The organism is Hyphomonas sp. NPDC076881 (assembly GCF_050269995.1).
GTDB lineage: Bacteria > Pseudomonadota > Alphaproteobacteria > Caulobacterales > Hyphomonadaceae > Hyphomonas.
In genome coordinates this window covers 162,577-187,713 of record NZ_JBNNJJ010000003.1, presented here as the reverse complement: position 1 = coordinate 187,713, position 25,137 = coordinate 162,577, and the positions used below count along the sequence as shown (strand labels likewise).

The 25,137-nt window shown below is 62.7% G+C and carries 21 protein-coding genes; 4 read left to right on the top strand and 17 right to left on the bottom strand.

Annotation, left to right across the window (positions count from 1 at the left end; all coding sequences use genetic code 11):
- Positions 1-15: 15 nt before the first annotated feature.
- Complete coding sequence (locus ACQKI2_RS04585) at positions 16-492, bottom strand: hypothetical protein (RefSeq protein WP_427378529.1); 477 nt, start codon at positions 490-492, stop codon at positions 16-18.
- Positions 493-559: 67 nt separating this feature from the next.
- Between ACQKI2_RS04585 and panC the strand changes: the two genes are divergently transcribed.
- Positions 560-1,441 carry a pantoate--beta-alanine ligase gene (gene panC, locus ACQKI2_RS04580; protein ID WP_427378528.1) on the top strand — a complete coding sequence of 294 codons (882 nt, stop codon included), beginning with the start codon at positions 560-562 and terminating at the stop codon, positions 1,439-1,441.
- Here panC and hisC read toward each other — a convergent pair.
- The 14 genes from hisC to ACQKI2_RS04510 form a co-directional block, all read right to left on the bottom strand.
- Positions 1,425-2,528 carry a histidinol-phosphate transaminase gene (hisC, locus tag ACQKI2_RS04575; RefSeq protein ID WP_427378527.1) on the bottom strand — a complete coding sequence of 368 codons (1,104 nt, stop codon included), beginning with the start codon at positions 2,526-2,528 and terminating at the stop codon, positions 1,425-1,427. The genes panC and hisC overlap by 17 nt on opposite strands.
- A gap of 45 nt (positions 2,529-2,573) precedes the next feature.
- Entirely contained in the window at positions 2,574-3,626 is a 1,053-nt protein-coding gene (locus tag ACQKI2_RS04570) for a LacI family DNA-binding transcriptional regulator (RefSeq protein WP_427378526.1), read from the bottom strand.
- Between the two features lie 62 nt (positions 3,627-3,688).
- Positions 3,689-4,672 (bottom strand): LysR family transcriptional regulator, encoded by a 984-nt coding sequence (locus ACQKI2_RS04565; RefSeq protein WP_427378525.1) that lies wholly within the window; start codon positions 4,670-4,672, stop codon positions 3,689-3,691.
- Between the two features lie 208 nt (positions 4,673-4,880).
- Positions 4,881-7,715 (bottom strand): phosphoenolpyruvate carboxylase, encoded by a 2,835-nt coding sequence (locus tag ACQKI2_RS04560; RefSeq protein WP_427378524.1) that lies wholly within the window; start codon positions 7,713-7,715, stop codon positions 4,881-4,883.
- Positions 7,716-7,731: 16 nt separating this feature from the next.
- Positions 7,732-8,718, bottom strand: coding sequence for an alpha/beta hydrolase (locus ACQKI2_RS04555; RefSeq protein ID WP_427378523.1), 987 nt, complete (start codon positions 8,716-8,718; stop codon positions 7,732-7,734).
- 2 nt (positions 8,719-8,720) lie between these two features.
- Positions 8,721-9,155, bottom strand: coding sequence for a cupin domain-containing protein (locus tag ACQKI2_RS04550; RefSeq protein WP_427378522.1), 435 nt, complete (start codon positions 9,153-9,155; stop codon positions 8,721-8,723).
- Between the two features lie 12 nt (positions 9,156-9,167).
- Positions 9,168-10,448 (bottom strand): TRAP transporter large permease, encoded by a 1,281-nt coding sequence (locus ACQKI2_RS04545; protein ID WP_427378521.1) that lies wholly within the window; start codon positions 10,446-10,448, stop codon positions 9,168-9,170.
- Positions 10,448-10,957 (bottom strand): TRAP transporter small permease, encoded by a 510-nt coding sequence (locus tag ACQKI2_RS04540; protein WP_427378520.1) that lies wholly within the window; start codon positions 10,955-10,957, stop codon positions 10,448-10,450. Before ACQKI2_RS04540 ends, ACQKI2_RS04545 begins: the two co-directional genes overlap by 1 nt.
- Positions 10,954-11,991, bottom strand: coding sequence for a TRAP transporter substrate-binding protein (locus tag ACQKI2_RS04535; protein WP_427378519.1), 1,038 nt, complete (start codon positions 11,989-11,991; stop codon positions 10,954-10,956). Before ACQKI2_RS04535 ends, ACQKI2_RS04540 begins: the two co-directional genes overlap by 4 nt.
- 112 nt (positions 11,992-12,103) lie before the next feature.
- Positions 12,104-13,102: a sugar kinase gene (locus ACQKI2_RS04530; RefSeq protein ID WP_427378518.1), complete on the bottom strand. Its 999-nt coding sequence runs from the start codon at positions 13,100-13,102 to the stop codon at positions 12,104-12,106.
- A gap of 24 nt (positions 13,103-13,126) precedes the next feature.
- On the bottom strand, positions 13,127-13,876 hold the full coding sequence (gene kduD, locus ACQKI2_RS04525; protein ID WP_427378660.1) for a 2-dehydro-3-deoxy-D-gluconate 5-dehydrogenase KduD: 750 nt from the start codon (positions 13,874-13,876) through the stop codon (positions 13,127-13,129).
- A gap of 61 nt (positions 13,877-13,937) precedes the next feature.
- A complete protein-coding gene (locus ACQKI2_RS04520; RefSeq protein WP_427378517.1) occupies positions 13,938-14,579 on the bottom strand; it encodes an RpiB/LacA/LacB family sugar-phosphate isomerase in 642 nt (213 codons plus the stop codon).
- Positions 14,580-14,680: 101 nt separating this feature from the next.
- Positions 14,681-15,778, bottom strand: coding sequence for a LacI family DNA-binding transcriptional regulator (locus ACQKI2_RS04515; RefSeq protein ID WP_427378516.1), 1,098 nt, complete (start codon positions 15,776-15,778; stop codon positions 14,681-14,683).
- 80 nt (positions 15,779-15,858) lie between these two features.
- Positions 15,859-17,250 carry a pectate lyase family protein gene (locus tag ACQKI2_RS04510; RefSeq protein WP_427378515.1) on the bottom strand — a complete coding sequence of 464 codons (1,392 nt, stop codon included), beginning with the start codon at positions 17,248-17,250 and terminating at the stop codon, positions 15,859-15,861.
- 227 nt (positions 17,251-17,477) lie between these two features.
- On the opposite strand from ACQKI2_RS04510, the gene ACQKI2_RS04505 reads away from it, so the two are divergent.
- Together ACQKI2_RS04505 and ACQKI2_RS04500 are read left to right on the top strand one after the other, a co-directional pair.
- Positions 17,478-18,314 carry a 2-keto-4-pentenoate hydratase gene (locus ACQKI2_RS04505; RefSeq protein ID WP_427378514.1) on the top strand — a complete coding sequence of 279 codons (837 nt, stop codon included), beginning with the start codon at positions 17,478-17,480 and terminating at the stop codon, positions 18,312-18,314.
- Between the two features lie 167 nt (positions 18,315-18,481).
- Entirely contained in the window at positions 18,482-21,250 is a 2,769-nt protein-coding gene (locus tag ACQKI2_RS04500) for a TonB-dependent receptor (RefSeq protein WP_427378513.1), read from the top strand.
- Positions 21,251-21,401: 151 nt separating this feature from the next.
- On the opposite strand, the gene ACQKI2_RS04495 is transcribed toward ACQKI2_RS04500, so the two are convergent.
- Positions 21,402-22,967 (bottom strand): carboxylesterase/lipase family protein, encoded by a 1,566-nt coding sequence (locus tag ACQKI2_RS04495; protein ID WP_427378512.1) that lies wholly within the window; start codon positions 22,965-22,967, stop codon positions 21,402-21,404.
- Between the two features lie 142 nt (positions 22,968-23,109).
- The gene (locus ACQKI2_RS04490) at positions 23,110-24,030 is read right to left on the bottom strand and encodes a fatty acid desaturase family protein (RefSeq protein ID WP_427378511.1); all 921 of its coding nucleotides are present in this window, start codon (positions 24,028-24,030) and stop codon (positions 23,110-23,112) included.
- 51 nt (positions 24,031-24,081) lie between these two features.
- On the opposite strand from ACQKI2_RS04490, the gene ACQKI2_RS04485 reads away from it, so the two are divergent.
- Positions 24,082-24,915, top strand: coding sequence for a hypothetical protein (locus ACQKI2_RS04485; protein WP_427378510.1), 834 nt, complete (start codon positions 24,082-24,084; stop codon positions 24,913-24,915).
- The last annotated feature ends 222 nt before the right edge of the window (positions 24,916-25,137 follow it).

Sequence of the window (25,137 nt, the reverse complement as noted above, 5' to 3'; positions counted from 1 at the left end):
GTACGTCAGGCGTGCTTAGGCAACGCGCTGCAGGACTTCGACGGGCCGCCCATGGCTGGCGCCGGTCCGCGGCAGAGCGAATGTATGTTCGACAAAGAGGTCGTCGTCCTCGAAAGGAACAACGTTGGTGAGCACCGGGATCGCCGCGCGCTCTTCGTCGAAGAGCATCGGATCAATGGCGAGCGGAGCATCGGCCGGAGCGCTGTAAACCGTTTCGGCAGCTTCCGGAACGCGGGCGAGACTGGACAGCACACCGCGAAGCGCCGAAAGAGCACCGGAGACGCGGGAATACTCCTGCTCCAGCATGTAGGCACCGGAGGCAAGGTTGGTCTCAGACCTCTCGAACATCCAGGCATCGTTCTCGTCATCCGGGCGCAGGCTGCCCAGGATGGGTTCGGGGTGCCTTTCCTCGATGTTTCCCTTGCGAAGGCCAAGCGAAACAGCACCGAGGAGTGCGAGCGAGCGGAGAGTGGTTACGATGCGCTGGGTCATGTCTGTAAAATTCCCGCGTATGGGTTAACAACGCATTAACTTCATCTTGAAGCAGGGCATCTGGAAAGTGAATTCCACGAAAGAAAACTCGGTAGAGATCATCCGCACACGCAGCGAGCTGCAGGCGCGGGTGAAGGCATGGAAACAGGCAGGCGAAACCGTTGGTTTCGTGCCCACCATGGGGGCCCTGCATGAGGGGCACCTGTCGCTCATTGAAAAGGCTAAGGAAAAGGCGACGCGCACCGTGGCGAGCATTTTCGTTAACCCGGCGCAGTTCGCCCCAGGCGAGGATTTCGACACCTATCCGCGCCGCGAGGCAGAAGACATTGCCAAGCTGGCGAGCGTTAACTGCACGGCGGTTTATCTGCCCAGTGTTGCAGAAATGTATCCGGAAGGATCGGTGACGAATGTGCGCGTCGAATCGCTCTCAGACCTTCTGGACGGAATTTACCGGCCGCATTTCTTCTATGGGGTGGCCACGGTGGTGGCACGCCTTTTCCTGCACGCACAGCCGGATGTGGCCGTGTTCGGAGAGAAGGATTACCAGCAGTTGCAGGTGATCCGCCGGATGGTGCGCGATCTTGGCTTCCCCATTGAGATCATCGGCGGGGAGACAAAGCGCGATGCCGATGGCCTCGCCCAGTCTTCCCGCAATCTGTACCTTTCCCCAGAAGAACGCCGCGCCGCCGGCGCGATCTTTGCCGCGATGCACCGGGCCCGCGTGCGCCTGGCGCTCGGCGCCCTGCCCGCGCAGGCGCTGAAGGAGGCCGAAGGCCATATCCTTAGCGCCGGATTCGGGAAGATCGACTATGTGACGCTGGTGGACCCGGCGACGCTGCAGGCGCTGCCGGGGGATGAGCCGATGAAGGAAGGCACTGCCGCGCGCCTGCTGGCGGCGGCCTGGCTGGGCAAGACGCGACTGATCGACAATATCAGCGTGACGCGGTGAACACCTTCATCGCATCAAGGAAGCGCTGATTGTCCTCTGCGCTGCCGACCGAGATGCGCAGCTTGGTGGGCAGACCGTAGCCGCTGATGGCGCGCACCAGGATGTCGTTATCCTTGAGGTGCTGGTTTGCGGCGGCGGCGCGCTCGGCAGAACCGAATTCGGTGACGATGAAGTTTGCATGCGAAGGCGGCGTGGGCAGGCCCATGGCACCCAGCGCATCGGTCATGATGGCGCGCCATTTCGTGTTGTGGTCGCGGGACATCTTGAGGAAATCCTCGTCGCCCACCGAGGCGATCCCGGCAGCAGCCGCCATGGCGTTGACGTTGAACGGCCCCCGGATGCGTTGGTAGATCGCGGCGATGGCGGCGGGCATGTAGGCCCAGCCAAGGCGCATGGCGGCGAGGCCATAGATCTTGGAGAAGGTGCGCATCATCACGGTGTTGTCGCGCCGGTCCACAAGGTCTCGTAGCTGCGCTTCATACTCAGGGCCGAGATATTCCGAATAGGCCCCGTCGACCACGAAGAGGACATGCGGGGGCAGCGCGTCCTGCAGCGCTTTCAGGTCGTCCACCCAGAGCATCGTGCCGGTGGGGTTGTTCGGATTGGCGAGGAACAGGATTTTCGTGCGCGGGCTGACGGCGCCGAGGATGGCGTTGACGCCCGCAGTCATGTCCGTTTCCGGCACCGTGACGGAGGTGGCCCCATGCGCGCCGGCAGAGACGCGGTACATCGAGAAGGCGTGCTCGGTGAACAGAACTTCGTCCCCCGGCCCGGCATAGCACTGGGTCAGCAGGTGGATGATCTCGTCTGATCCGGCCGCCGTGACGACGCGGGAGACATCGCTAATGCCCTTGGCGGCGGCGATGGCGGCGCGCAGCGCGCCGTAATCAGGATCGGGGTAAACATGCGAGCCGCCGACAACGGCCTTGGCCGCCTCGATGGCTTTCGGGCTTGGCCCGAACGGATTTTCATTGGAGGCGAGCATCGCCACGGGCCCCTTGGCGCCATGCAGCTTGCCGCCCGGAACATAGGGTTTGGTGGCAGCGATGTGCGGGAGGGGCTCAATCTGGCTGATGGGCTTGCTCATGGGCACGGCGCTTACACGAAAGCCGGGGCACGGGGAATGGGGGGCTCAGGCCTCGGGCGCTGCGGTGGTTTCGCGCACCACCAGCCGGTAAGGCAGGCATGCCCTTTGCGGCGCGTCGGACGCCCGTTTTTCCAGCAGCATTCCCACGGCGACCGAGGCCATTTCCCGGCTTGGCTGATAGATCGTGGTCAGCGCCGGATAGACAACCGAGGCGAGCGGCGTGTCGTCAAAGCCAACCACCGAGAGCTGTTCGGGCACACGCAGGCCGGAGCGGAAGGCCACGGCCAGCACGGCGGCCGCCATATCATCATTGCTGGCAAAGATGGCCGAAGGGCGCGGGCTTTGCCGCAGAAGCTCCGCAGCGGCGCGCAGGCCCGCTTCAAAATCAAATGTTTCGGCCCTTACGATCAGGCTTTCGTCCGGTGCGATGCCGCCGGCGGCCAATCCCGCACGATAACCCGCTTCCCGGAGATGGGATTGGGGGTGACTTCCCGGCCCGGCAATGAACGCAATACGGCGGTGTCCCAGGCCAATGAGATGGTTCATCACTTCCTGCGCGGCGGCCTCGTCATCCATGGTGACATGACCGACCTCCCCCTCCACTTCCGTATGGGAGAGGCGCACAAAGGGCGTGCCAGCCTCCATAAGGCGGGCCATCAGGGCGGTATCTTCTGTCAGCGGCGGGATGAGCACCGCGCCGGCGAGTTCCGCCCCGCCCCGCGGCAGCACGGATCCGCCAGGCCCCTCGGGCAAATGCTCGAACGCGATGCTGAAGCCTTCGGCGTTACCGCACTGCAAGGCGCCGATCTGGATTTCGCCGAGATAGTTGCGGGAGGGGTTGGAATAGAACACCCCGATCAGGCGGCTCTGCCCGGCGCGCAGGCTGCGGGCGTGCTGGTTGGTGCGATAGCCAAGCCTCGCCACCGCATCCATGACCCGCGCGCGCGTTTCCCCGCGCACGTTCGGCTCACCATTCAGAACGCGGCTCACCGTCTTGAAGGAAACACCTGCTTCGCGGGCAACATCAACGATGGTCGCGGGGCGCCGGTCACTTGTGTCTATGGTATCCCCCTCGGCCCGATGCCGTTGCCAGATCACTGCTGCCGGGGATCATAGGACGCGAGCTGACCCTCGCGCAATGGTAGCGCCTTCAGATAGGATCATCCAGGTTCGCGGCGGGACGCGGCGGCGGACGGAAAAATATGGACATTCGAGAACACGTCGCGCGGATGGACGAACTGTTCGCGGAACCACATCGCATCTTCCTGCTCGAACCGTTTGTGGATCCAGTCGACAAACAGCTGGCCCTCCGGACGCCGGCGGAAGCGTTCAGTATAGGCGACCCAGAACTGGATGGGGGCGATCTCCGGCAGATCGAGCGGCATGATCCGGTTGTCGATGGCGGCAACGAAGGACGGCAGGATGGCCACCCCGCCCCCGGCCGCGCAGGACTGGATCAGCGCCGTGCCGGAATTGGAGACAAAGGCATAGTCGATCATCCGCCGCAGCTCGGACACTTTCGGCGCCCAGCGCTCCACCTGATTCACATAGGAAGAGTGCATCAGGCAGCGATACTTGTAATATTCGAACAGGCTTTCCGGCGGTTTGCGCTCCCGGAAGTAATCGCGGGATGCAAAGCCGATATAATGCTGCACGCCCAGCTTGTGGTGGAGCAGTTCATGGTTTTTCGGCTCGGCAAAGTGCAGGGCGATGTCAGCCTCGCCATTGGTGACATCTGCCGGCTCGTCATTGACCAGCATCCGGATCTGGACCCGCGGGTTGTTGTTCTGGAACTCGTGGAGGCGCGGGGCCAGCCAATACGGCCCGATGCCATCACCCGTTGAGAGGACGATCCGCCCCTCGACCGGGGCGCGCTGGGCGCCTGCCTGATCCTTGAGCGTGTTGGCCGCCTCGGCCATCTGGTGGGCGTAGCGCAGCACCACCTTGCCCGCCTCGGTCAGTTCCACCCCCCGCGTGGAGCGGATAAAAAGCTGCGTACCGAGGGTGGTTTCCAGATCATCGATCTTGCGGCTGATGGTGGGCGGGGACTCCCCTAGCCGCGCCGCAGCACCGCTCATGCTGCAGAGTTCCGCCACGACGCGAAAAACCCGCAAAGTATCCCAATCCAGCCGTTCAGTATTCATACGCAGCTACCTATCCAATAGCAGAGCCTCAGAACAGCCCTAGCCGATAGCCTGCCTGCAATCTCCCTGCAATTGATTGAAACAGCGCCACGCATGACCTCTGGTTGATCAGAAGTTGCCTGAACTCGCCTCTTCCGAGACCTTTAGAGGGCAGCCTCCCAAAAAGATATGCTGCCCCTGGCGCCGGGCCAGGCTTCTGCGCGCCGGCTCATCCGAAGGCATCATAGGGATGGTTGAGTGACAAGCTGATGCGATGGAGCAGCTGATCGATCCGGTCCAACGGGGCAATAATACTGGCATGGATGTGATCATAGCCATACTGCGCCGATCCGGCCTCCGCCCCGCCCGCTTCGGTGACGGCCGACAGGTGTGTCAGCTGGTCCTGCGAGGGGGGAAAGATGCGCCCCAGCAGATCGACACATTCGCCGATCCGCAGGCTGGTGACGAGGCGGATGATGTCGCGCAGGCTGGTATCGTGACGCTCCGAGATACGCGGCAGGCGCCCGACAAGAGAAAACGCATGCATCATCAGCGCCTGACGGATGCCATGGACGACATGCAGATTGATACGGTCTTCATGGCGCGTGACCGTTGAGGGGGCTTCATCGAGGCGGGCGAGCAGACGATCAAACCGGTCAAGATCGATGGCGAGGAGGTTTGCGGTCCGGTTGACCGACAGGGCGGTCTCCCCGTCGCGCAGGGCATAATAGACGCCGCGATAGGCCGATGTGGTTTCCGGCGTGGAGGCGCGGGCATGGGCAATCCAGACATCGGGATTATAGACCGACGCATAGCCGCGCAGCACGGGCAGGCTGCTGAGCAGCCGGGCGCGCCATGCCAGTTGGACAAGGCTGCGCATCCGGGGGCTGGTATTGACGAGATCAACCAGCCGGTCTGTTTCCCGCTGCAGGGAGGAGCCGATACCGGAGGCTGTATTCACGGGGATACCAAGCTGCTGGAGCTCTGCATTGTGAGAGATGGCCCGCAGGGCGCGCGGCCCGGCGGCCCCCGATGGACGCCGCGTCTGGCGCGAACCGGCGGTGACGACAAAGCCGGGCGCGAAATCAGTCAGCAGACGGCCATAATCGGGATTGGCAAAGAAACGCTCATGCCAGGCACGCAGAGCGCGGTAAAAATCCCAGACCAGGTCTGTCCGTGTATAGAACGGGTCGCCTGCTGCACTTTCCGGCGGCGGTGCGAGCAGATGGGCGCACCAGTGCGCAAGTGTCGTTTCGGCAAGTTCGGGCGTAGCGAAATGGAGGTATCCATCGCCGCCCTGGAAACTCGATTCGTGAATGATCCGCACACCAAGCATGTGTGCCCTGGTGCGTGTCCAGGGGGTGAGCAGGTGATCGAAGCGCTGCTCGAAGCTGCCCGGCCACGCCCCGCGGCCCATGGACTCCCCATGAGTGTTGAAGATGAGAAGACCCGCGCCGGGCACACGCGGCGCCAGCGCACGCAGGATCAGATTGTGGATGCGCTCAATCGCCATGTTGCCGGCAATCTGGCCGATGAAGCGCCCGGAATCGGAAAAGCCAAGCTGGATCGCAAGATGCCCCCGGCGGCGGACATAGGCGGCAAATTCAGGCTCATCGAGCAGCCGCTCAATGAAACGACCGCCCGTTTCCAGCGCTTCGGGCGTCTCAAACAGAGGCGAAATGTCGAGTTTTCCGTTCACGCCGTAATGACGGGCGAGATAGAGGGCCGCCATGACGGTGGCAGGGTTCTCGCTCTCGGCAATGAGGAAACGGATCGGAGAACCCGTATCGATATGCTTGAGGATCTGCGCGCACATCATGAACTGGCGGCGCGCGGTGGATTGCTCAAGGAACAGATCTGCGAAGTTGACGTCCACCGGCCTGGGCGCAGCGGCGCGGCGCGAAAGCTCTGCCAGCGCCAACCGGCCAAGACTGCGTTCGTCCGTATCAAGATTGAGTTCCCGGCTGATGACCGTGGCAATCTGGGCAGCATTGACCCGCAGATGGATGCGGCCCGTCCCAAGCTGCTGGCTCTCCACCTGGGCACGCAGGATCAGAAGGTCCCGGGCAAGATCGCCTGCCCCGTCCGATGCCACCAGGGCGTCATCCAGCGCCGCGACGATCTCGGCCGCATCCGTGAGCCGGCCCGGGCCTTCGGCAGTCAGGCGGTTGGCCGCGGCAACAAGATGTTCCGGATTCTGAAGGTCGCCGCTGAACATGGCCGCCTGAAGCGCGGTTTCACTTGCGGCAAGATCAAGCCGTTCCAGCAAGGAGGCGAGGCCAGTGGCGGTGGGATGGGCCTCCAGGATCGCCTGCACACGGGCGTGGTAGCGCCGGATCTGATCGGCCTTTTCGTTCAGACGAAAGGTAATCGAATGGGACCAATGGATATCGGTCCGGCCATCAAGATCATATCCGACCCAGCTTGCGATGGTCGGCAGGACTGGGCGGAGCTGTTTCCAGCTATCCGGGAAATGCGCCCGCGCAACATCGTAGACCAGCGCGGCAAACCGCTGCTGCGCGTCCGCCGCGTTGAGAAGGGCCGCCTGCACCTCGTCATGCTCGCTGGCCAGGGTGATTGACCTGTTCCAGCCCCGCGCGTCGGCCCGCAGCGCCTGCTCCAGCGCCGCGCGCGCACGCTTGCCGGGTTTGACCGCCTCTCCAGCAATCGCGGCCCGAAGCTCTGGCGAGAGCGCAAAAGTCGGGTGGGCGGTGAAGACAATGCCTCCGCGCGCCTGTTCGATCTCCGCCCGAAATGCTTCAAAGCCCTGGCCCGCGAGATCGTCCAGTCTCGACCTGACCGGCGCCCAGGCTGTCTCGGGCCGGGCACCCGCATGACGTTCCCGCAGACGCTCGGCACGCTGGCTGACCAGGAGAAGATGCGTTTCATCAATCAGGCCGCCAATCTCATCCAGGCTGGTTTCACCCTGCTCGATGTTTTGAAACAGGGTCTGCGCCATCGCGAAGACCGAGTTGGTCATCGGGTCTTCGGCAATCCGCTCTGCCTGCAGGCGCAGGTATTCTCCGGCGGCCGAGAGGGTCGGCTCGATACGTGTCGTCTTCATGTCTCTGGTCCAGCCTTCAGGGATTGACCTTGGGGAATATGCCTTTGTTAGCGCCCCAGTCGCGCAGAAGCGAGGGCCAAGACCGCAGCGGCGTATCCCCGATGCCGCGCAGACCGAAGCCGTGGCCACCTGCCTCGAAGATATGCAGGGCGACCGGCACGCCCGCCCGGCGGAGAGCGGCATGGAGGATCAGTGCGTTTTCCACAGGCACGGCTTCGTCGTCTGCAGCGTGCATCAGGAAGACCGGGGGCATGTCTGGCCGCGCCATCGTCTCGAGCGACCAGTTGGCGACCGCGTCTGCCGGGGGATGCGCGCCCAGCAGGTTCTGCCGCGACCCGGCATGAGCGAAAGGCTCTGCCATCGTCGCAACGGGATAGATCAGCGCGGCCGCATCCGGCCGCGCCGAGAGGGCGTCTGCGGCGTCCAGCGGGGCGTAAACCGGCAGGTCGAACTTCATCGCCAGCGTGCCGGCGAGATGTCCGCCTGCGGAGAAGCCCATGACCATCAAGCGTGCCGGATCGATACCGTCTGTGGCGGCGCGGGCGCGGATGAGACGGATGGCGCGCTGGGCATCCTGAAGCGGCGCCTGCGGCCCGGCCTGCCAGCCCTGATGCGGGAGGCGGTAGCGCAGAACATAGACGGCGGCGCCCTCGCCGGCGAAATGGCGTGCGCCCTCAAAGCCTTCCTTGTCGATCACCACCCATTTGTAGCCGCCTCCGGGGATGATGAGGATGGCCGAGCCATCCGGGTGTTGCGGGCGGAACAGGGAGAGGCTGGGCGCGGTGACATCATGCGCCGCGCGGTCTGTGAGGCCGAAGGGATTGTCGCGGTGGACGATCTGCTCCTGCAGGCCTTCCGGCAGGCCGCCCGGGGGACCTTCCGGCCACAGAAGGATGGTTTCGTCAGCTTCAATCGTGGCAGGGCGCACGGCGGGCGCTGCAGAGACGCCGGCCGCGACAGCAAGCGCCGCAAAGGCCGCCAGCAGGGTGCGCCGGGAAAGCATGGCTAGTCTCCTGGAGGATACGCGATGATCAGAACGAGCGGCTCTGGCCCGGTCTGGCGGATGCCAACCTGCGCGCCGGTATAGAGATAAGCGGCCATGCCTGCCGTGAGGGTTTGTTCCTCGCCGTCGGAATGGACAACGCCCTCGCCGGAGAGCACGTAATAGATCTCGTCATGATTGATCGGGTGGATGCCGATAGCGCTGCCAGGGTGGAGCGCCCGTTTGCGGAACTCGAAGGCGCGGATGGGCACGGCGTCGGATATGCGCCAGGCCGTGCTCATGCCGATACGGCCATGCGGCGGGGGCTCCTCCACCCTAACATCTTCTTCCGAAATGATAACCATGGCGGGCGCCGGGCCAGGCTGCGGTGCCGCCGCGAGCGTTGCACAGGCGGCCAGAAGGGCAAGGAGAGGCAATCCTGTCAGTAGCCGGATCATGTGCCTTGCCTCCTATTTGAACATCTGTGGCAGGGAGAGCGACAGGGCCGGGATATAGGTGATGAGCACCAGCGACACGATGAGCGCCAGATAGAACGGCCAGATCGTTTTGACCGCATCTTCCACCTTGATGCCGCCCACCGCGGCGCCAACGAACAGCACCGAGCCGACCGGGGGCGTTACGAGCCCGATGCCGAGGTTCAGCATCATGATGATGCCGAAATGGACCGGATCGACCCCCACCTCCATCACCACAGGCAAGAGGATCGGCGTGGTAATGACGATCAGCGGTGACATATCCATGAACGTGCCCAGAACCAGCAACGTTATGTTGATGATGAGCAGGATGGCGAGGGGATTGCGCGTGATGGACGTGATGAGTTCTGCGAGCTGGGCGGGCGCCTCCAGCACGGCGAGCGCATAGCCGAAGGCGGTGGCCGCGCCGATGATGAGCAGCACCATGGCGGTAACCTTCACCGATTGCTGGGCAGCGTCCGCGAAGCGGGACCAGCCCAGCGAGCGATAGACAAAAGCCCCGACGAGCACCGTGTAGATGACCGCAATGGCGGAAGATTCAGTGGCGGTGAAAATGCCCGAGAGGATGCCGCCCATGATGATGACGGCGGCCATCAGGCCCGGCACCGCAATCAGGATAGCGCGCACGAAGCTGGCCCAGCCGGGAAACTGGCCGCTGGGATAGCCCCGGCGGACAGCCACGAGCCAGGTGACCGCCATCAGGATTACCGCCGTGACGATGCCCGGCACGACGCCGGCCAGGAACAGGTCTCCGATCGGCACGCCGATACCGGAAGCGGCCGAATAGATGATCATATTGTGCGAGGGCGGAATAAGCAGCCCGACAATGGCGGCTGAAACAGTGACGTTGACGGCGTAGTCTGCGCCATAGCCTTTCTGCTTCATCAGCGGCATGAGCGTTGATCCCATCGCCGAGGCGCTGGCGATGGCCGAGCCGGATACCGCGCCGAACATAGTGGAGGCGCCGACATTGACGAGACCGAGGCCCCCGCGCGTGCGCCCGAGCATGGCCTCGGCGACTTCAACGAGGCGCTGGGCTATGCCGGAGCGATACATCAGATCCCCCGCAAAGATAAAAAATGGAATGGCCATCAGGGAAAAGACGCTGATGCCGCCCGCCAGGCGCTGGAACACGACCACGAGCGGAATATCCATCACCAGGAATATCACAATCGACGCGCCCAGCAGCGAAAAGGCCACCGGCACGCCAAGGGCAAGCAGGAGGACGAGCACACCCATGAGAATGAGCAGTTCCATCAGGGGGCGTCCTTGTCCGGAATTGTTTCTGGCGCGCGAAATCCGAGGCGCTCGAGCACCTGCTCGAAAGCGAACAGGGCCATCAGCGCGCCGGAGATCGGGAGGGCGAGATAGGTGAGGCCGCGCGGGATACCGAGGGAGGGGACGACATGGCTCCAGGTGCGCAGGACTAGCTCTCCGCCCCAGACGAACATGGCCACGCCGCAGACGCCGATGAGCGAGTTGGAGACAACCTGCATCCCCCTGCGCAGGCGGGGCGAGACAGCATCTTCGAGCGCCACGATGCGGATGTGAAAGCCCAGGCGGACGCCGGCCGCCGCAGCGAGGGAGACATACCAGATCATCAGGGTGAGCGCGGCCTGCTCTGACCAGGAAGGCGTGGAGTTGAGCACATAGCGGCCGAAAACCTGCCAGCCGACGATGACCGTCATCAGCACGAGACCGAATGCGGCGGCCTTGAGGAGCATGTCAGCGGCGATGCGCGTGAAGGTTGACAGTACACGGATCATTTGCCCTCCCCCATCGCTTCGATCTGGGAGACGAGGCGCTGGGCCCGTTCCGATACGATATAGCGATCCCAGACCGGGCGCATGACCGCAGCAAAGGCGTCCTTGTCCTCGACCTCGTTGACCTCGATGCCCGACGCCATCAGGCGCGCGCGGGACTCCTCCACACGCTGATCCCACAGGGTGCGCATATAGGGCACGGACGCCTTGGCGGCCTGGCGCACAAGCGCGCGGTCGGCCTCGTCCAGCTTGTCCCAGCGGGATTTCGACATGACGAGGACTTCCGGGGCAATGACATGCTGGGTGAGGCTGTAATATCTTGCCGCCTCGAAATGGCGCCCGCTTTCGTAGGAGGGCCAGTTGTTCTCCGCGCCATCGATGACGCCCTGGACGAGCGCCTGATAGACTTCGGCGATGCTCATCGGTGTCGCGTCAGCGCCGAGCGCGCGGATCATCGAGACGTAGAGGTCTGATCCTGGCACACGGATCTTCAGGCCGCGCATGTCTGCCGGTGTGCGAATGGGGCGGCGGGTGTTGTAGAAGTTGCGGTCGCCGCTGTCATAGAAGCAGAGGCCGATGAGGCCATGGGGCTCCAGCGAGGCAAGGATTTCGTCGCCGATGGCACTGTCGAGCGCGCGGCGCATATGGGCGTTGGACTTGAACAGGAAGGGCAGCGCAGGCAACGTCGTCAGCGGCTCGATGGAATTGAGCGGGGCAAGGTTCACGCGGTTAAGATCGAGGCCGCCGAAGACGGTGATCTCGAGCGTATCCTGTTCCGAGCCAAGCTGGCCGCCGGCATAGATCTTGATGCCGAGCCGCCCGTCTGTGCCCACATTGAGAAGACGGCCCATTTCCTTGACCGCCTGGACGGTGGGATATTCTTCCGGGTGCGTATCAGTTGAGAGGAAATCCCGGCCAGACCGGACGCCGCAGGCGCTGAGACCGGCCGCAGCCGCGCCTGCCGCCAGCACAAGCCGGCGGCTGATGCCTTTTGCGGCCGCCGAAGCTGGCACATCCGCTGAAGCTGGCTTCCTCATGCCTGTTTCCATGCCCCCGTTGGGCGCCGGGCTTTTGCGGCCGGCCTGTTTTCTTTGTGGCTCCATACTGGCGTTATGGTAACCGGTGTCAACACTGTTTCGGCGCTGGTTCTCAGCGTTTTACATCAAGGTTCTCGCCCGCCATCGCGGCTTCGACTTCAGCGACCGTCACGCGGCCGAAATCGCCGGGGATAGAATGTTTCAGCGCCCCTGCCGCGACGGCAAAATCAATTGTGTACTGCCCGTCCCTGCCCTCGATCAGGCCGTGTAGCGCGCCGGCGGCAAAGGCGTCGCCGCCCCCGATCCGGTCAATGACCCCCGGCAGTTCATGCACCGGAGAGGTCCAGCGGCCCGCCCGCGTGACGAGTTCACCGGCAATCGACTGATCGTCCACGGAGGATTGCTGGCGGGTGGTGGCGGCAATCGCCTGAAGGCGCGGGAACGCCTCGAAGGCCGCCTCAAATGCCGATTGGCGGTCTTCGAAGCGCGATTTCAGGATCAGTGCGATGTCCCGCTCGTTGATGAAGGCGTAGGTGGCGCAGGAGAGAATCTCCCTGAGAATCGCCGGGCCGTCGCCATCCCATGCCTCCCAGAGCAACGCGCGATAGTTGCCGTCAAAGGAAACGGGCACCCCCGCAGCGGCGGCGGCTTTTACAGCGCGGACAGCCGCAGCGGCGCCATTCGCACCGATGGCCGGCGTGACGCCGGAGATATGTAACAGCGCCGTCCCCGGAAGAATGCCGGACCAATCAAGGCTTTCCGGCGCGGCGGCCGCAAAGGCTGACCCGGCCCGGTCATAGGTGATGCGGGAGGGGCGGCGCACGGCGCCCGGCTCAAGGAAGTAAAGCCCCATCCGGCCCGGCGCGGAAAGAACAGTATCGGTGTGAACGCCATGCCGGCGCAATTCGCCCAGGGCCGCCGCGCCAAGCGGATTGTCTGCCACGACACTGGCAAAGCGCACATCATGCCCGAAGGCCGCGAGGGAGACCCCGACATTGGCCTCGGCCCCGCCGACACACACATCCAGCGACCAGGACTGAAGCAGACGCTCCGCCCCCGGCGCTGTCAGGCGCAGGAGAAGCTCACCGAAACAGACGATGCGCGCAGCCATGGCTGTTTTCCTCCCCGGCCCGGCCTAGCGCGCGAGCCAGCCGCCATCCACGGCGACGATTGTTCCGTGCACATAATCAGATGCGCGCGAGGAAAGGAATACGGCCGCGCCGGCAAGATCCGATGGCTGGCCCCAGCGGCCGGCCGGAATACGCCCGAGAATCTCGCTGTTGCGCTTTTCATCGGCGCGCAGGGCATCGGTGTTGTTGGTGGCAAAATAGCCCGGCGCAATGCCATTCACATTGATGCCGCGGCCTGCCCATTCATTCGCAAGAAGGCGCGTGAGCCCCAGCACGCCGCTCTTGGAAGCGGTGTAGGACGGCACACGGACGCCGCCCTGATAAGACAGCATGGAGGCAATATTGATGATCTTGCCGCCCGTCCCCGCATCAATCATCGCGCGGGCGGCTTTCTGGCTTAGGAAGAAGAGGCTGCGCAGGTTGACGTTCATCACGCTGTCCCACTCCTCGACGGTAAAATCGAGGGCATCATTGCGTTTGATGATGCCGGCATTGTTGACGAGAATATCAACGCCGCCAAACGTCTCTACGGTCTCGCGGACAATCGTATCGACCGGATCGATGCTGCCAAGGTCGGCCATGATGACATGCGCCTTGCCTCCGGCCTTCTGCACCCGCTCAACCGTCTCATCCGGCGAGGAGCGGCCCACCAGGGCGAGGTTGGCACCCGCCTCGGCCAGCGCCACGGCAATGCCCTGACCGAGGCCGGTATTGGCGCCGGTGACGATGGCCGCCTTGCCTTCAAGGCTGAACATGCTGAGGTTCACGAAAGCCTCCCCTAAAGTTTCTTTGTTTGTGTGCGCCGGAAGCCTGCGATCAGGATGCCAGCACACCCTTCAGATAGCCGGACATTGCCGCGTCCTGCGAGTTGGCGAAGAAGTATTCCTGGAACTTTTCGCCCGAGATAGCGGTTTTCAGGAGGTCCTGATCAATCGTCTTCAGCACGGTGAGCATGTCGTGGCAGGAAGCCTTCTTCAGATCACTGAGGATACCGCGATTCTTGGCCATGACGGCGGCGCGCTCCTTCGGATAGCCTTCGCCGCGCTTGACCTCGAACAGCTTGCGGTAACAGTCCTGCAGGTTGAGTTCAGCGGCCCAGCCGAAGCCTTTTGCGTAGGGCATGGAGATGGCGTTGCCGTCATTGATCTGGCCGAACAGGTAAGCATCGGTCGGGTCGATGACGAGGCCGCAGAAGATGCCCGGCATGGAATTGCAGGCGAGGTTGGAGCCCATGCCCGTGCCGCAGCCGGTGACAATGAAGTCAGCGGCTTTCGAGTTGATCAGGATGCCAGCGAGGATGCCGATCATCGGATAGGTCAGATGGGCTTTGTCTTCGGGCGTATACATGCCGTAGTGGAACACTTCATTGCCCAGCGGCTCTGCGACCGTTTTCAGAGCGTCGTGAACGATGCTGCTTTTTGCTGCCTGGCTGTTTTCAATGATGAGCGCGATTTTCATGAGGCGGTTCCTTAGCGGCGTATCATTTGGTAACCGGTGTCATAACCGGTGCCCCCCTCGGCTGCAAGCCGTTATCGTCTCGAAATTCCCGAAACGCGCTGTCAGCCCGCCCGGCGCGGCGGGGCGGCGGTGGACTCGCGCACCACGATTTCCGGCGTGAAGCTGATCACCTCTTTCGGCTCGATCCCGGCTGCCTGGTTGAGCAGCAACCGCGCGGCGGCCTGCCCCATTTCGCGGATTGGCAGACGCACGGTCGTGAGCGCTGGCCAGAGGCGGCCGGCGATGGGGGTGTCATCGAAGCCAACGATCGAGACATCTTCGGGAATGCGAAGCCCCGCCTTGCGAACGGCCACATAGGCGCCGGTAGCCATTTCGTCATTGCCAGCGAACACAGCCGTGGGGCGGCGCTTTCCATAGAGCAGGCGCTCCATGGCCTGCAGGCCGGAGTCGAAGGTGTAGCCCGCCTCCACGGTGAGTTCCGGATTGAGCGTAATGCCGGCTTCCGCCAGGCCGCGCTGAAAGCCGCTGCGCCGTTCGTGGGCAGAACGGAAAGATTCCGGGCCATGGATATGCGCAATATCCGTATGCCCCAACGCGCAGAGATGGCGCGCTGCCTGCGCAGCGCCCTCGCTGTCATGGGTAAGGATCATCCGTGACGGTTCATCCAGCATGCCCGATGCGATGCGCACATAGTCCACATCATTGTCCCGGAACATCTGCGCCAGATCTTCATCCTCCGACACCGAAGGCGGCAGGATCAGGCCGAAGGGCTTGTGCTGCTGAATGAACTGCTGAAGGCGGCCGGGATAATGCGCGTCCGTCCGGCTGACCGGGCGCAGGACCAGTTGGAAATCGGTTTCCTCCAGCGCGTCGAGAATCCCGCGCTGCATGTTCACGACATATTGCGGGCTCGGATTGTCATAGACCAGACCGACCAGGAAGGACCGGCGCAGCGCCAGCGCGCGCGCCTGTGGGTCTGGTGTGTAGCCGAGTTCCGCGATGATGGCCTTGACCACCTCGCGGGTACGCGGCTTGACGAGCGGGCTGTCATTAATGACGCGCGACACGGTCTTCTTCGACACCTTCGCTATACGCGCGATATCGTTGATTGTAGCCCGCCCCTGCTGCTTGAATTCAGCGGCCTCCTGAACTGCGGCCGCAATTTCAGCATCGAGGTCAGGTCTTGATTTATCGCTCACCGGAAACCCTTGTTGGAGGATGGAATGTCCTCTTTTGCCCGGCAGGGGACATTTTGCAAGCGGCGCGCACCTCCGGCCGCTCAGGTGCCCCGGCTGCGGGCGCCCGAATCGAGGGTCTCCGGAGACTTAGGCAGCATGGTATCGAGATCCCAGAGGGCCGTATCGAAGGCCCGGTAGCTCGGCTCAACCGAAGGATAGCCGCCGACATCCGACTGGCTGTCGATGATCTCGCCCCGCCCTTCGGCTGCGTTTGCAAATACGCGCACATCATGGCTGTCGCGGTCCCAGGGACGCGCGCCCGCATTGGCCAGCACGAACCGCTCGACCGCGGCAGCGGGCATCACCGGCAATCCCGCCGGCAGGGGCATGGCCTCTGGCGCGTCCACGAACTTTGCTGCACCTGTTGTGTAGCGGCCGCGCTCCGGCAACGGATTGCCCCAGCGATCGACGGCAATGTTGTCGCGCGCATGAAGCGCCAGGTCGCCATCTCCGCCAATCATCACCAGCGGCAGTCCCTCTGCAGTAGACTGACCGGCCCGCATCACATTGCCAATCAAATCCATCTTGCCAGTTTCGAAGGGCACCTTGCCCCATTCCAGCGCCTGCAGATTGTAATGCACGGCGCGCTGGCCAGGATCGTAGATGAAGTTGTTGACGATCTGTCCGTGTACGCCTCCCTTGAACAGGGGGCTGCGCTCGTAATTGTGCGCGTACAGATTTCCATAGATCAGGATGCCGTTGACATTATCATGGATCAGAGACCCCTTCGAATGTTCAAACTTGGGATGGGTGGAATCGGCAAGCCCTTCGGCAATCAGATTGTGGCTGTAGAGGATATTGCGGGAGGTTCCTGCCCGCCATTCGTCGGGGGTGTTACCGGTGAAGCGGGGGCCGGAGGCAGAGAGGTTTTCATCCACGGCCCAGGTCAGCGAGCAATGGTCCACGATAAGATTATGCGCGCTGAGCGTCGAGATCGCGTCTTCGGCGAACCCTGAGCCGCGCGGTTCCCCATTGTCGCCCGGCCGTATACGGATATGCTGAATGATGACATCATGCGTCTTAACATCAAACCCGCCCCGGATCAGGGTGATCCCCGGCGAGGGCGCCGTCTGCCCGGCGATGGTGATGTCCGGATTCGTGATGGCGATCGTTTCCTTTTCAAGGTCGATGACGCCGCCCACCTCGAACACGATGATACGTGCCCCTTGTCTGCCGATGGCTTCCCGCAGACTGCCAGGGCCTTCGCTTGCCAGCGTGGTCACCCGCACGATCTCTCCGCCGCGCCCGCCATCGGTATAGGCCGACCAGTCGATCTCGGGGAGGAACCAGGCCTGCGCCGGCGCGGTGGCGGCCGCCGTCTGAGCGGGGGCCGCGCTTACCGGCGGCACGATACCAAATCCGGCGCAGCCGCCCAGAACGACCGCAAAAAGCATCGCGCCACGGCGTGCGGACTTGCGAGAATGAAAGGCCATGAAATCCTCCTCCAGACGGCGCTCTGAACCGGCGCCTTCCCAATATTGCCCACCAACCCGATTGAGAAACCAGTTGACAGAATGAACTTTCAAGCAAGTATGACACCGGTTTCCTTATCTGTCCAGCAAGCTGGCCGAGCAAGGATGAATAAACAAACCCGCAAGCGCGGAATGCGCTGCCGGAAATAATATGGGTCAAGGGAATGGCGCACGGAGATACAACCGAGGTGAGCAACCACGCTGCGGCAGACACCCGCGCCATTTCCTTTGTGCGCGCCCGCCTGCAGGCGCAACCGCTCACTGACTATCCAGGCAGCATGCCTGAAACATTGGCCGAGGCCTACGCAATTCAAAGCCGCGCCATCAGCCTCTGGCCGGACATTCTGGCTGGCTGGAAAGTGGGGCGCATCAATCCCCCCTGGGACAAAACCTATGGCACCGACCGGCTCGCGGGCCCGATCTTCAGCTCGCAGATTTCCCATGCCCGGGGCGCCCCGGTGGACTGCTATGTCTTTGAGGGCGGATTCGGCGCCGTGGAAAGCGAGATCATTATCACCATGGGGCACGACGCCCCGGCTGAAAAGCTCGACTGGACGCTCGAAGAAGCCTTTGAAATTGCGGGTTCCCTGCATCTGGGCGCCGAAATCGCCTCAAGCTGCTATGCCGGCATAAACGATCACGGCCCACTGGTGACGATATCCGATTTCGGCAACAATAACGGCCTCGTTCTGGGTCAGGAGATCCCGGGGTGGAAGGACGCATCACCTGCCGACTGGAAGATGCGGACACTGATCGACGGCAGGGAAGCTGGCCGGGCCGACGCCTCCTCGATCCCTGGAGGGCCGATCGAATCGCTGCGCCAATTGCTGGAAATTTCCGCCGCCAGAGGCCTTCCTCTTCGCAAGGGAATGTTTGTATCAACGGGGGCTGTTACCGGCGTTCACGCCGCAGCCCCCGGGCAGGGCGCCTCTATAGAGGCCGACGGCATGGAGACAATCTATCTTAAATTGCTCCCATGCCGGCCCATGGCCACACTGCCGGCGTCGCAGCCGGTCAAGCGTTGAGTTTCCCGCAATCTCAGGAAAGCAGGCAAAAACATGGACTAAAGACCAATTTTTAAATTGCCACCGGTGGCAAAACATATAATGATACCGGTGGCATTATTCGTGAACCTCCCTCAAAGAAGGGAGAGGCCAATCGAAACGACGATATCCTGGGGAGGAGACCAGACATGCGTTTCAAACAGAACAGTTTTAATTTCCGGCTGCTCATGGGGGCGGCGGCTGTCGGCTTTCTGGCAGGCAACGCCCCTGCCCTTGCGCAGGAACAGGACGCCGAGGAGAGCGAGAGCCGGCAGGCAACCGTTGTCGTCACGGGTTTCCGCGACAGCCTTCAGAAGTCGCTTGCGGTCAAGAAGAATGAGACGAACATCGTCGACATCATTGCCGCTGAGGACATCGCCGACTTTCCGGACCTGAACCTTGCAGAATCCCTGCAACGCATTCCGGGCGTCTCGATCGACCGTGTGGGGGGCGAGGGCCGGCAGATCACGGTTCGTGGTCTCGGGGCCGATTTCACACGGATACGGATCAATGGAATGGAAGCGCTCGCGACCAGCGGCGCGTCCGACTCCTCGGGCGGCTCTAACCGTGGCCGGGGCTTTGACTTCAACACCTTCGCGTCAGACCTGTTCAACGAGCTGCGGGTTACCAAGACGACCTCCGCCTCAATTGAAGAAGGCTCACTGGGCGCCACAGTTGATCTGCGTACGGCGCGTCCCTTTGACTATGATGCAGGCCTGACCGCCGCTGCGTCCGCCCAACTGGGCTTCAATGATCTGTCAGAAGAAACCAGCCCGCGCTATGCAGGCCTGCTTTCCTGGCAGAATGAAAGCGGCACGTTCGGCGCGCTCGTCTCGATGGCCTATTCGGATCGCACAATTCTGGAGGAAGGCTTCTCGACCGTTCGCTGGCAGGATGGCAACTTTGCCTCTGTTGGGGGCGCCGCCTGCCCGGCTGGGCCGGAATGCTCCCTGATCGACACAAACTCCGGCGTCTACTATCCCCGCATTCCGCGCTATGGACGCCTCACTCACGAACAGGAACGCCTCGGCCTTACTGGATCGGTTCAGTTCCGCCCCACGGATGCCACGACGGTATCTCTGGATGTGCTGCACTCAGACTTCGAGGGCACACGGGAGGAATCATACCTCGAAACTTTTATGCGCAGCCAGGAGAACAGGTTCCAGGTGATCGACTACTCGATCAACCCGGATAACAACACCATTGAATATGGCCTGTTCAATGTCAGCCCACTGCCGAACGGAACACATCCGATCCGGTCGGAAAACCGTTTCGACGAACTGCAGACGACGCTTACGCAGTATACGGTTGATGTGGATCATGAATTCACAGACCGCCTGCGCGGCAATCTTCTGGCAGGCCGCGTGGTATCGGAGTTCGACAACCCGGTGCAGACGACCATTTTGCTGGACGCGGTTGGGCCGGTGACGGGCTTCACCTATGACTTCCGGGGCAATGGAAACACACCCTTCATCGACTACGGATCTCTGGACGTTACCGACCCGTCGCAATTTGCATTCACGGAGTTCCGGGACCGGCCTCAATATGTCGACAACACGTTCCAGACGGTTGCCGGATCGCTCGCCTATGATCTCAACGACTCGCTGACGGTCAGCGGCGGCGCCAGCCTCAAGCAGTTCGAATTCCGGACAACGGAGTACAGACGGGAGTCCACGTTCGGATCCCTCGTCTGCACCCTTCCGGGCGTTAGCTGCCCCGCTGGGGCCACAGGCCTTCCGGTCACGGCAGACATTCTCAAATATGTCAGCGGATTCGGCAGCGGACTTGGTGCGCCCGGCGGAATCGATACCCGCTGGATTACCGCAGACGTACATGCCGCCGCCGCCCTGATCGGCGCCTATGGCATTCCGGGCGTTCTGCAGGCTGGCAACGACCGCAGGGTTGAGGAAGAAGATCTTGGCGGCTTCCTCCAACTGGATTTCAACACGCAGCTTGGCCGCATCCCGGTTCGCGGAAATGTTGGTGTACGGTATGTTGAAACCACCACGACCTCCACAGGCCAGGTCAGCGGCACCAGCGTGACCGTCGAGCGCAGCTATGAGGACACGCTGCCTTCGGCAAACGTCACATTTGAAATGCGGGACGACTTCTTCATTCGTCTAGCGGCCGCAAAGGTGATGGCGCGCCCATCCCTGGGCAACCTGACACCTGGCGGCGCACTGGACAGCTTCAATGGTCCTGCGTTCCGTTACAACTCAGGCAACCCTGCCCTCGATCCGTTCCGGGCAACCACGTATGACGCCTCTTTCGAATGGTATTTCCAGGACGAATCGCTGATTGCGCTGAGCTTGTTCTACAAGGACGTTGACAGCTTCTTCACCCGCGCCTCGACGATTGAAGTGCCCTACAGCCAGTCCGGCCTTCCGGCCAGCCTGCCGCCGGCCTCCAGCCCGCTGCGTAACCTGCTTGATGCGGGGCAGGATCCCCTCGTGGAAATCCGCGCTGTGGAAAATGGCGGCTCGGCCAGCGTCAAGGGATTTGAGCTGACCTATCAGCAGCCCTTCTCCTTCCTGCCCGCGCCCTTCGACGGGTTCGGCTTCCAGGGCAACTACACCTATGTCGACTCCGATGAGATCCGGGGTTTCTCGCCCAACGCCTACAACGCCACCCTTTACTATGAGAAAGGCCGGCTGTCGGCGCGTATCTCCGCCGCCTACCGCGATGCGTATCAAACCGTGGCGCCCACAGCGGCGGGCCGTGACGAGCAAGGGTATAGTTCGACCACAAACATCGACTTCTCGTCGTCCTACAAGCTGAACGACAATTTCGATATCACGTTTGAGGCCATCAACCTTACGGACGAATTCGAGCAGCAGGTCTTCGATGCCGGTGATCTTGTAAACGTCTACCATCATACGGGCACGGAATACCTGATCGGGTTCCGCTACCGGTACTGATTGCCAGGCCCTGGATGATGTGATGTTTCCTCCCTTTCGTCACATCATCGGGACCTGAAAAAGAAACGCCGGCAGCTCTCAGGGCTGCCGGCGTTTTCCATTTGCAAGACGTTAGGGGAGATGTGCCGCGCGCCCGCGCTCGGCGGCTGGATCAGGTGCCCCACTGGATGAAGGGCACCTTGGCAAAAAGGGCTCTTTCCTGCCCCCGGGGGTCCTCCTCAACGCGAACAGTATCGCCGAGGATCAGTGTGGCGCGATCCGGCAGGGTATGTCCCGGCCAGTGCGGCAGGCCCGCATGATTGGGGTTTCCATCGCGGGCGAGCGAGATGAATGCACCGGCCAACTGCCGGGAAATCGCTTGAGCGGACGGCGCTTTTCCCGGCATGGCGCCCTGCCGGTCCAGATTGAGGAAAGCATAGCCGATATCCACGGCATGCGGCGCGCCCCATCTCTCGTCATCCGCCGTCCAGGGCAGGTCAAACCGGTAAACCCAGGTCGGGCTGCCTTCACGCGCCCTGGCATCTGCCTCCTCCACCTGCCCGCGCCAGGAGCGCGCAGCGGTCGCCGCCGCAAAGAAAACGTCCGCCGGCGTATACTCCGGATAAAACCCCCGATACGCCTGCACCACCTCATCGGCATCGATATCGCATCGCATGTGACGGGTGAGGGCCGCAGGCAGATCGTCCCAACTCAACTCGAAATATTCCGGCTGGCTCCGTCCGATCAGGTTTCGTGTTTCGTCATGAGTGTTGCCGAGAATCATGGGAATGGCGGCCGATTGGGCCGGCGCATCCGGCCAGAAGGGATGACGGGTCAACAGACGCCCATCCAGAACGGGGCCAAAATACACCGAGAACTCGCTGTTGACCGGATCTTCCGTGCCCAGCGCTTCCACAAGCTTTTCCGGGGCAATCGCGCGCAGCGCTGCCACATCGCCCGGAACAATGCCCAGCCGCGCAAGAAAGGCTTCGGCGCGCTTCCTGGCATTGATCGGACCGGAAGCCGTGACCTGTTGGCCGCTCATTGTCGCGGCGGAATGGAATAATCCCCTGGCGGCCGGTGCGGCCATGAGGGTTGCAATTTTTGCTCCGCCTCCGGATTGACCGAACACCATGACCCGGGCTGGATCGCCCCCAAACGCCTCGGCATTGGCACGCACCCATTCCAGCGCCGCAATTATATCCCACTGCCCGGCATTCCCGGAATCCGGAAAGGCCTCGGGCATCAGCTTTCCGAGAGAAAGATAGCCGAAAGCGTTCAGGCGATGATTGATCGTGATGACCACCACATCCCCGTGGGCGGCCAACCGGGCGCCATCATAAAGCTCGTCGGAGCCCGAGCCGGCGTTATACGCGCCCCCATGAATGTAGACCATCACCGGGCGCTGCGCCCCGCTCCGGGCTTCCGGTGTCCACACATTCAGGAAAAGACAGTCCTCAGACTGATTTGGTTCATTGCCCCGCTGAGGCGCGGCCGCGCCATAGTCAACGGCGCGCAGGGCCTCTTTCCAGGGCTCCGGCTGCCGGGGCTTTGCAAACCGTGTGAGGGCCGTATCGGCGCCATACCGGATCCCGCGAAACACGGCCACGCCGCCTTCATGAGCGCCTGAAACGGGGCCATTGGAAGTCAGCACGACCGGATCTTCCCCGCCGCCGGCCCGCGCCGCCAGCGCCAGCCCGGCGCTGCCCATGGCCGCGAGTACGCTGCGGCGGTTCAAATATATGTTCCGGTCCGCCATGCGCCGTCTGCCTCAGCGCGGTCTGAAGTGCCGCGTCGAGGGCAAAAATGACACCGGTATCAAATGGGGTCAAGCTTTAGAAGCGATTACGGAAAACAGTCGCTCGCCCCGGCCCTGCGCCCTATTCGGCCGCGACCATCGCGCCCGCGTCATCCTTGCGAACGGCGCGGCGGATCACGTCGAAATAGTCCCGCGAGAGGCAATCGACGCCCTCATAATAGCCGCGCGCGGCCAGCAGCGTGTGCAGCTTGCGCAAATTATAGGGCGGGATGTGCGCGAAGAGGTGATGCTCCAGATGGAAGTTCACATTGTTGGGCGCCACGAATACGCGCTGCCAGAAGGGGGCGAGCGTGGTGCCGGTATTCAGGCGCGCGTCGCGGCTGGTGCGGTCCAGCGCGGTGCCATGCTCGCCAATCTGGCGCAGGCGCACGATGGCCGGATAAACGAAAATCTCCGCCGCCCACCACATCAGATACGCCCAGGGCGCCCCTGCCAGCGTCAGCGTGCCGAGCAGCAACACATGAAACGCAAGCCACGGCCAGTTCCGCGACAGCTTGAAACTGCGGATCTTGCGCAGCGTATCGCGGTATCCCGTCTGACCGGTGAGATCGCGCACGAATTTGCGGCGCAGGCTTTCGGCCGGCACCGGATAGTTCTTTACAAAGATGATGTCGGGATCTTCCGGCGTGCCCGCATGCTGGTGATGCTTCAGATGGTAGGCGCGGTAAGCGGCCAGCGAAATGTTCATCGGCGCACCCACGATCCAGTGGCCGACAAACTCGTCCACCGCCTTGCTCTTGAAGAAGGCGTGGTGGGCGCAGTCATGATTGATGATGCCGAGGCCCAACTGGCGCCCGCCCAGGATGAGGATGCCCAGGAGGATCGTGAACGGGTTTGGCCAGACGATGGCGATGGCAAATGCCGCCACGATCAGCCCCCAGTTCCAGACCAGCGTGGCCGCCGCCTTCAGGTCAGATTTCTGCCGCAGGGTATTCAGGTCGTCTTTTGACAGGACGTCGGAAATCTTGGCTAAAGACTGCATGCACTGCCTCCCATTATGTGTTCTGAAACACTTATTACCTAAAATGACGCAATGAGTCAATTCTCGTATCATTTTGCGCCCCTGCCCCCGGAGGCGCTGTCGGCCCGCGCACTGATCCTGTCGCTGATCGCCAGCATTGGCACCGGCCGGCAGATGATTGCCGGGCTGATCCATGCCGGCGCGTTGTTTGGCATCGAACCGGCCACCATACGGGTCGCGGCCACGCGGCTGCTGAAAGAAGGCCTGCTGGAAAGCCCCGAGCGCGGCCTCTATGTGCCCGGCCCCAGGGCGCAGGCGCTGACCCGGCGGGTGCAGCAATGGCGGGATGTGGCGGGCAAGATGGTGCCCTGGAATGGCGACTGGCTGGTGGCGATGACCCATCCGCTGGGCCGGCGGGACCGCAAGCAGCTGCGCAACCGGGAACGGGCGCTTGCCCTGTTCGGGTATCAGGCGGCCGAGGCGGGCCTCTGGGTGCGTCCGGCAAACCTCGCCCGCGCCCTACCCGATCACCAGCAGGACCTTGCCGGCATCGGCGCTGACGAAACCATGCCGATTCTGCGGGTTACCGAAATGACGGCGCCAGGCCTGCAGGACTGGGCCGGGCTCTGGTCTGCGGCAGACCTGGAACAATCCTATCAGGCCGCCCTCCGTGCCATGACGGAAAGCCTTGAGCGCCTCCCCCGCCTCAGCCTGGCGGATGCGGCGCGGGAAACCCTGCTGACCGGCCAGGCCGTGATCCGGGCGATCAACTTCGATCCGCTGCTGCCCCCGGAACTTGGCAATCAGAAACTGTTCCTGGAAATGGTGGACGCGATGGGCGTCTATAACGAGCGAGGGCAGAAATGCTGGCGGGCCTATAATGCCGCGGTGCCCTCCGAGGCCTGAACACCGGAGGCTCCATCTGTGCCGGCATGAGACATTCCAGGCAGGCGCCGCCCAGATGCTGGGAACTTCGTTTGACTTCCGGGCATAAGAGGCGCATAGGGCCGCTTGTTAAGGCGGCAAAGCTGCCTGGTCGGGTCTGCGTGAGCGAGCAAGTCAGAGCAATCTGAAACGTTCCAGACCCTTCCTTAGAGACAATTCACCCCACGTCCTGAATCACGCCGG

Excerpts from the sequence above, each read along its gene's own strand:
- ACQKI2_RS04500 (WP_427378513.1), top strand. The coding sequence starts at position 18,482 with ATGCGTTTCAAACAGAACAGTTTTAATTTCCGGCTGCTCATGGGGGCG.
- ACQKI2_RS04520 (WP_427378517.1), bottom strand. The coding sequence starts at position 14,579 with ATGAAAATCGCGCTCATCATTGAAAACAGCCAGGCAGCAAAAAGCAGC.
- ACQKI2_RS04560 (WP_427378524.1), bottom strand. The coding sequence starts at position 7,715 with ATGAAGACGACACGTATCGAGCCGACCCTCTCGGCCGCCGGAGAATAC.
- kduD (WP_427378660.1), bottom strand. The coding sequence starts at position 13,876 with ATGTTCAGCCTTGAAGGCAAGGCGGCCATCGTCACCGGCGCCAATACC.
- ACQKI2_RS04490 (WP_427378511.1), bottom strand. The coding sequence starts at position 24,030 with ATGCAGTCTTTAGCCAAGATTTCCGACGTCCTGTCAAAAGACGACCTG.
- ACQKI2_RS04540 (WP_427378520.1), bottom strand. The coding sequence starts at position 10,957 with ATGATCCGTGTACTGTCAACCTTCACGCGCATCGCCGCTGACATGCTC.
- ACQKI2_RS04585 (WP_427378529.1), bottom strand. The coding sequence starts at position 492 with ATGACCCAGCGCATCGTAACCACTCTCCGCTCGCTCGCACTCCTCGGT.
- ACQKI2_RS04530 (WP_427378518.1), bottom strand. The coding sequence starts at position 13,102 with ATGGCTGCGCGCATCGTCTGTTTCGGTGAGCTTCTCCTGCGCCTGACA.
- ACQKI2_RS04485 (WP_427378510.1), top strand. The coding sequence starts at position 24,082 with ATGAGTCAATTCTCGTATCATTTTGCGCCCCTGCCCCCGGAGGCGCTG.
- ACQKI2_RS04545 (WP_427378521.1), bottom strand. The coding sequence starts at position 10,448 with ATGGAACTGCTCATTCTCATGGGTGTGCTCGTCCTCCTGCTTGCCCTT.
- ACQKI2_RS04550 (WP_427378522.1), bottom strand. The coding sequence starts at position 9,155 with ATGATCCGGCTACTGACAGGATTGCCTCTCCTTGCCCTTCTGGCCGCC.
- ACQKI2_RS04565 (WP_427378525.1), bottom strand. The coding sequence starts at position 4,672 with ATGAATACTGAACGGCTGGATTGGGATACTTTGCGGGTTTTTCGCGTC.
- ACQKI2_RS04510 (WP_427378515.1), bottom strand. The coding sequence starts at position 17,250 with ATGGCCTTTCATTCTCGCAAGTCCGCACGCCGTGGCGCGATGCTTTTT.
- hisC (WP_427378527.1), bottom strand. The coding sequence starts at position 2,528 with ATGAGCAAGCCCATCAGCCAGATTGAGCCCCTCCCGCACATCGCTGCC.
- ACQKI2_RS04555 (WP_427378523.1), bottom strand. The coding sequence starts at position 8,718 with ATGCTTTCCCGGCGCACCCTGCTGGCGGCCTTTGCGGCGCTTGCTGTC.
- ACQKI2_RS04535 (WP_427378519.1), bottom strand. The coding sequence starts at position 11,991 with ATGAGGAAGCCAGCTTCAGCGGATGTGCCAGCTTCGGCGGCCGCAAAA.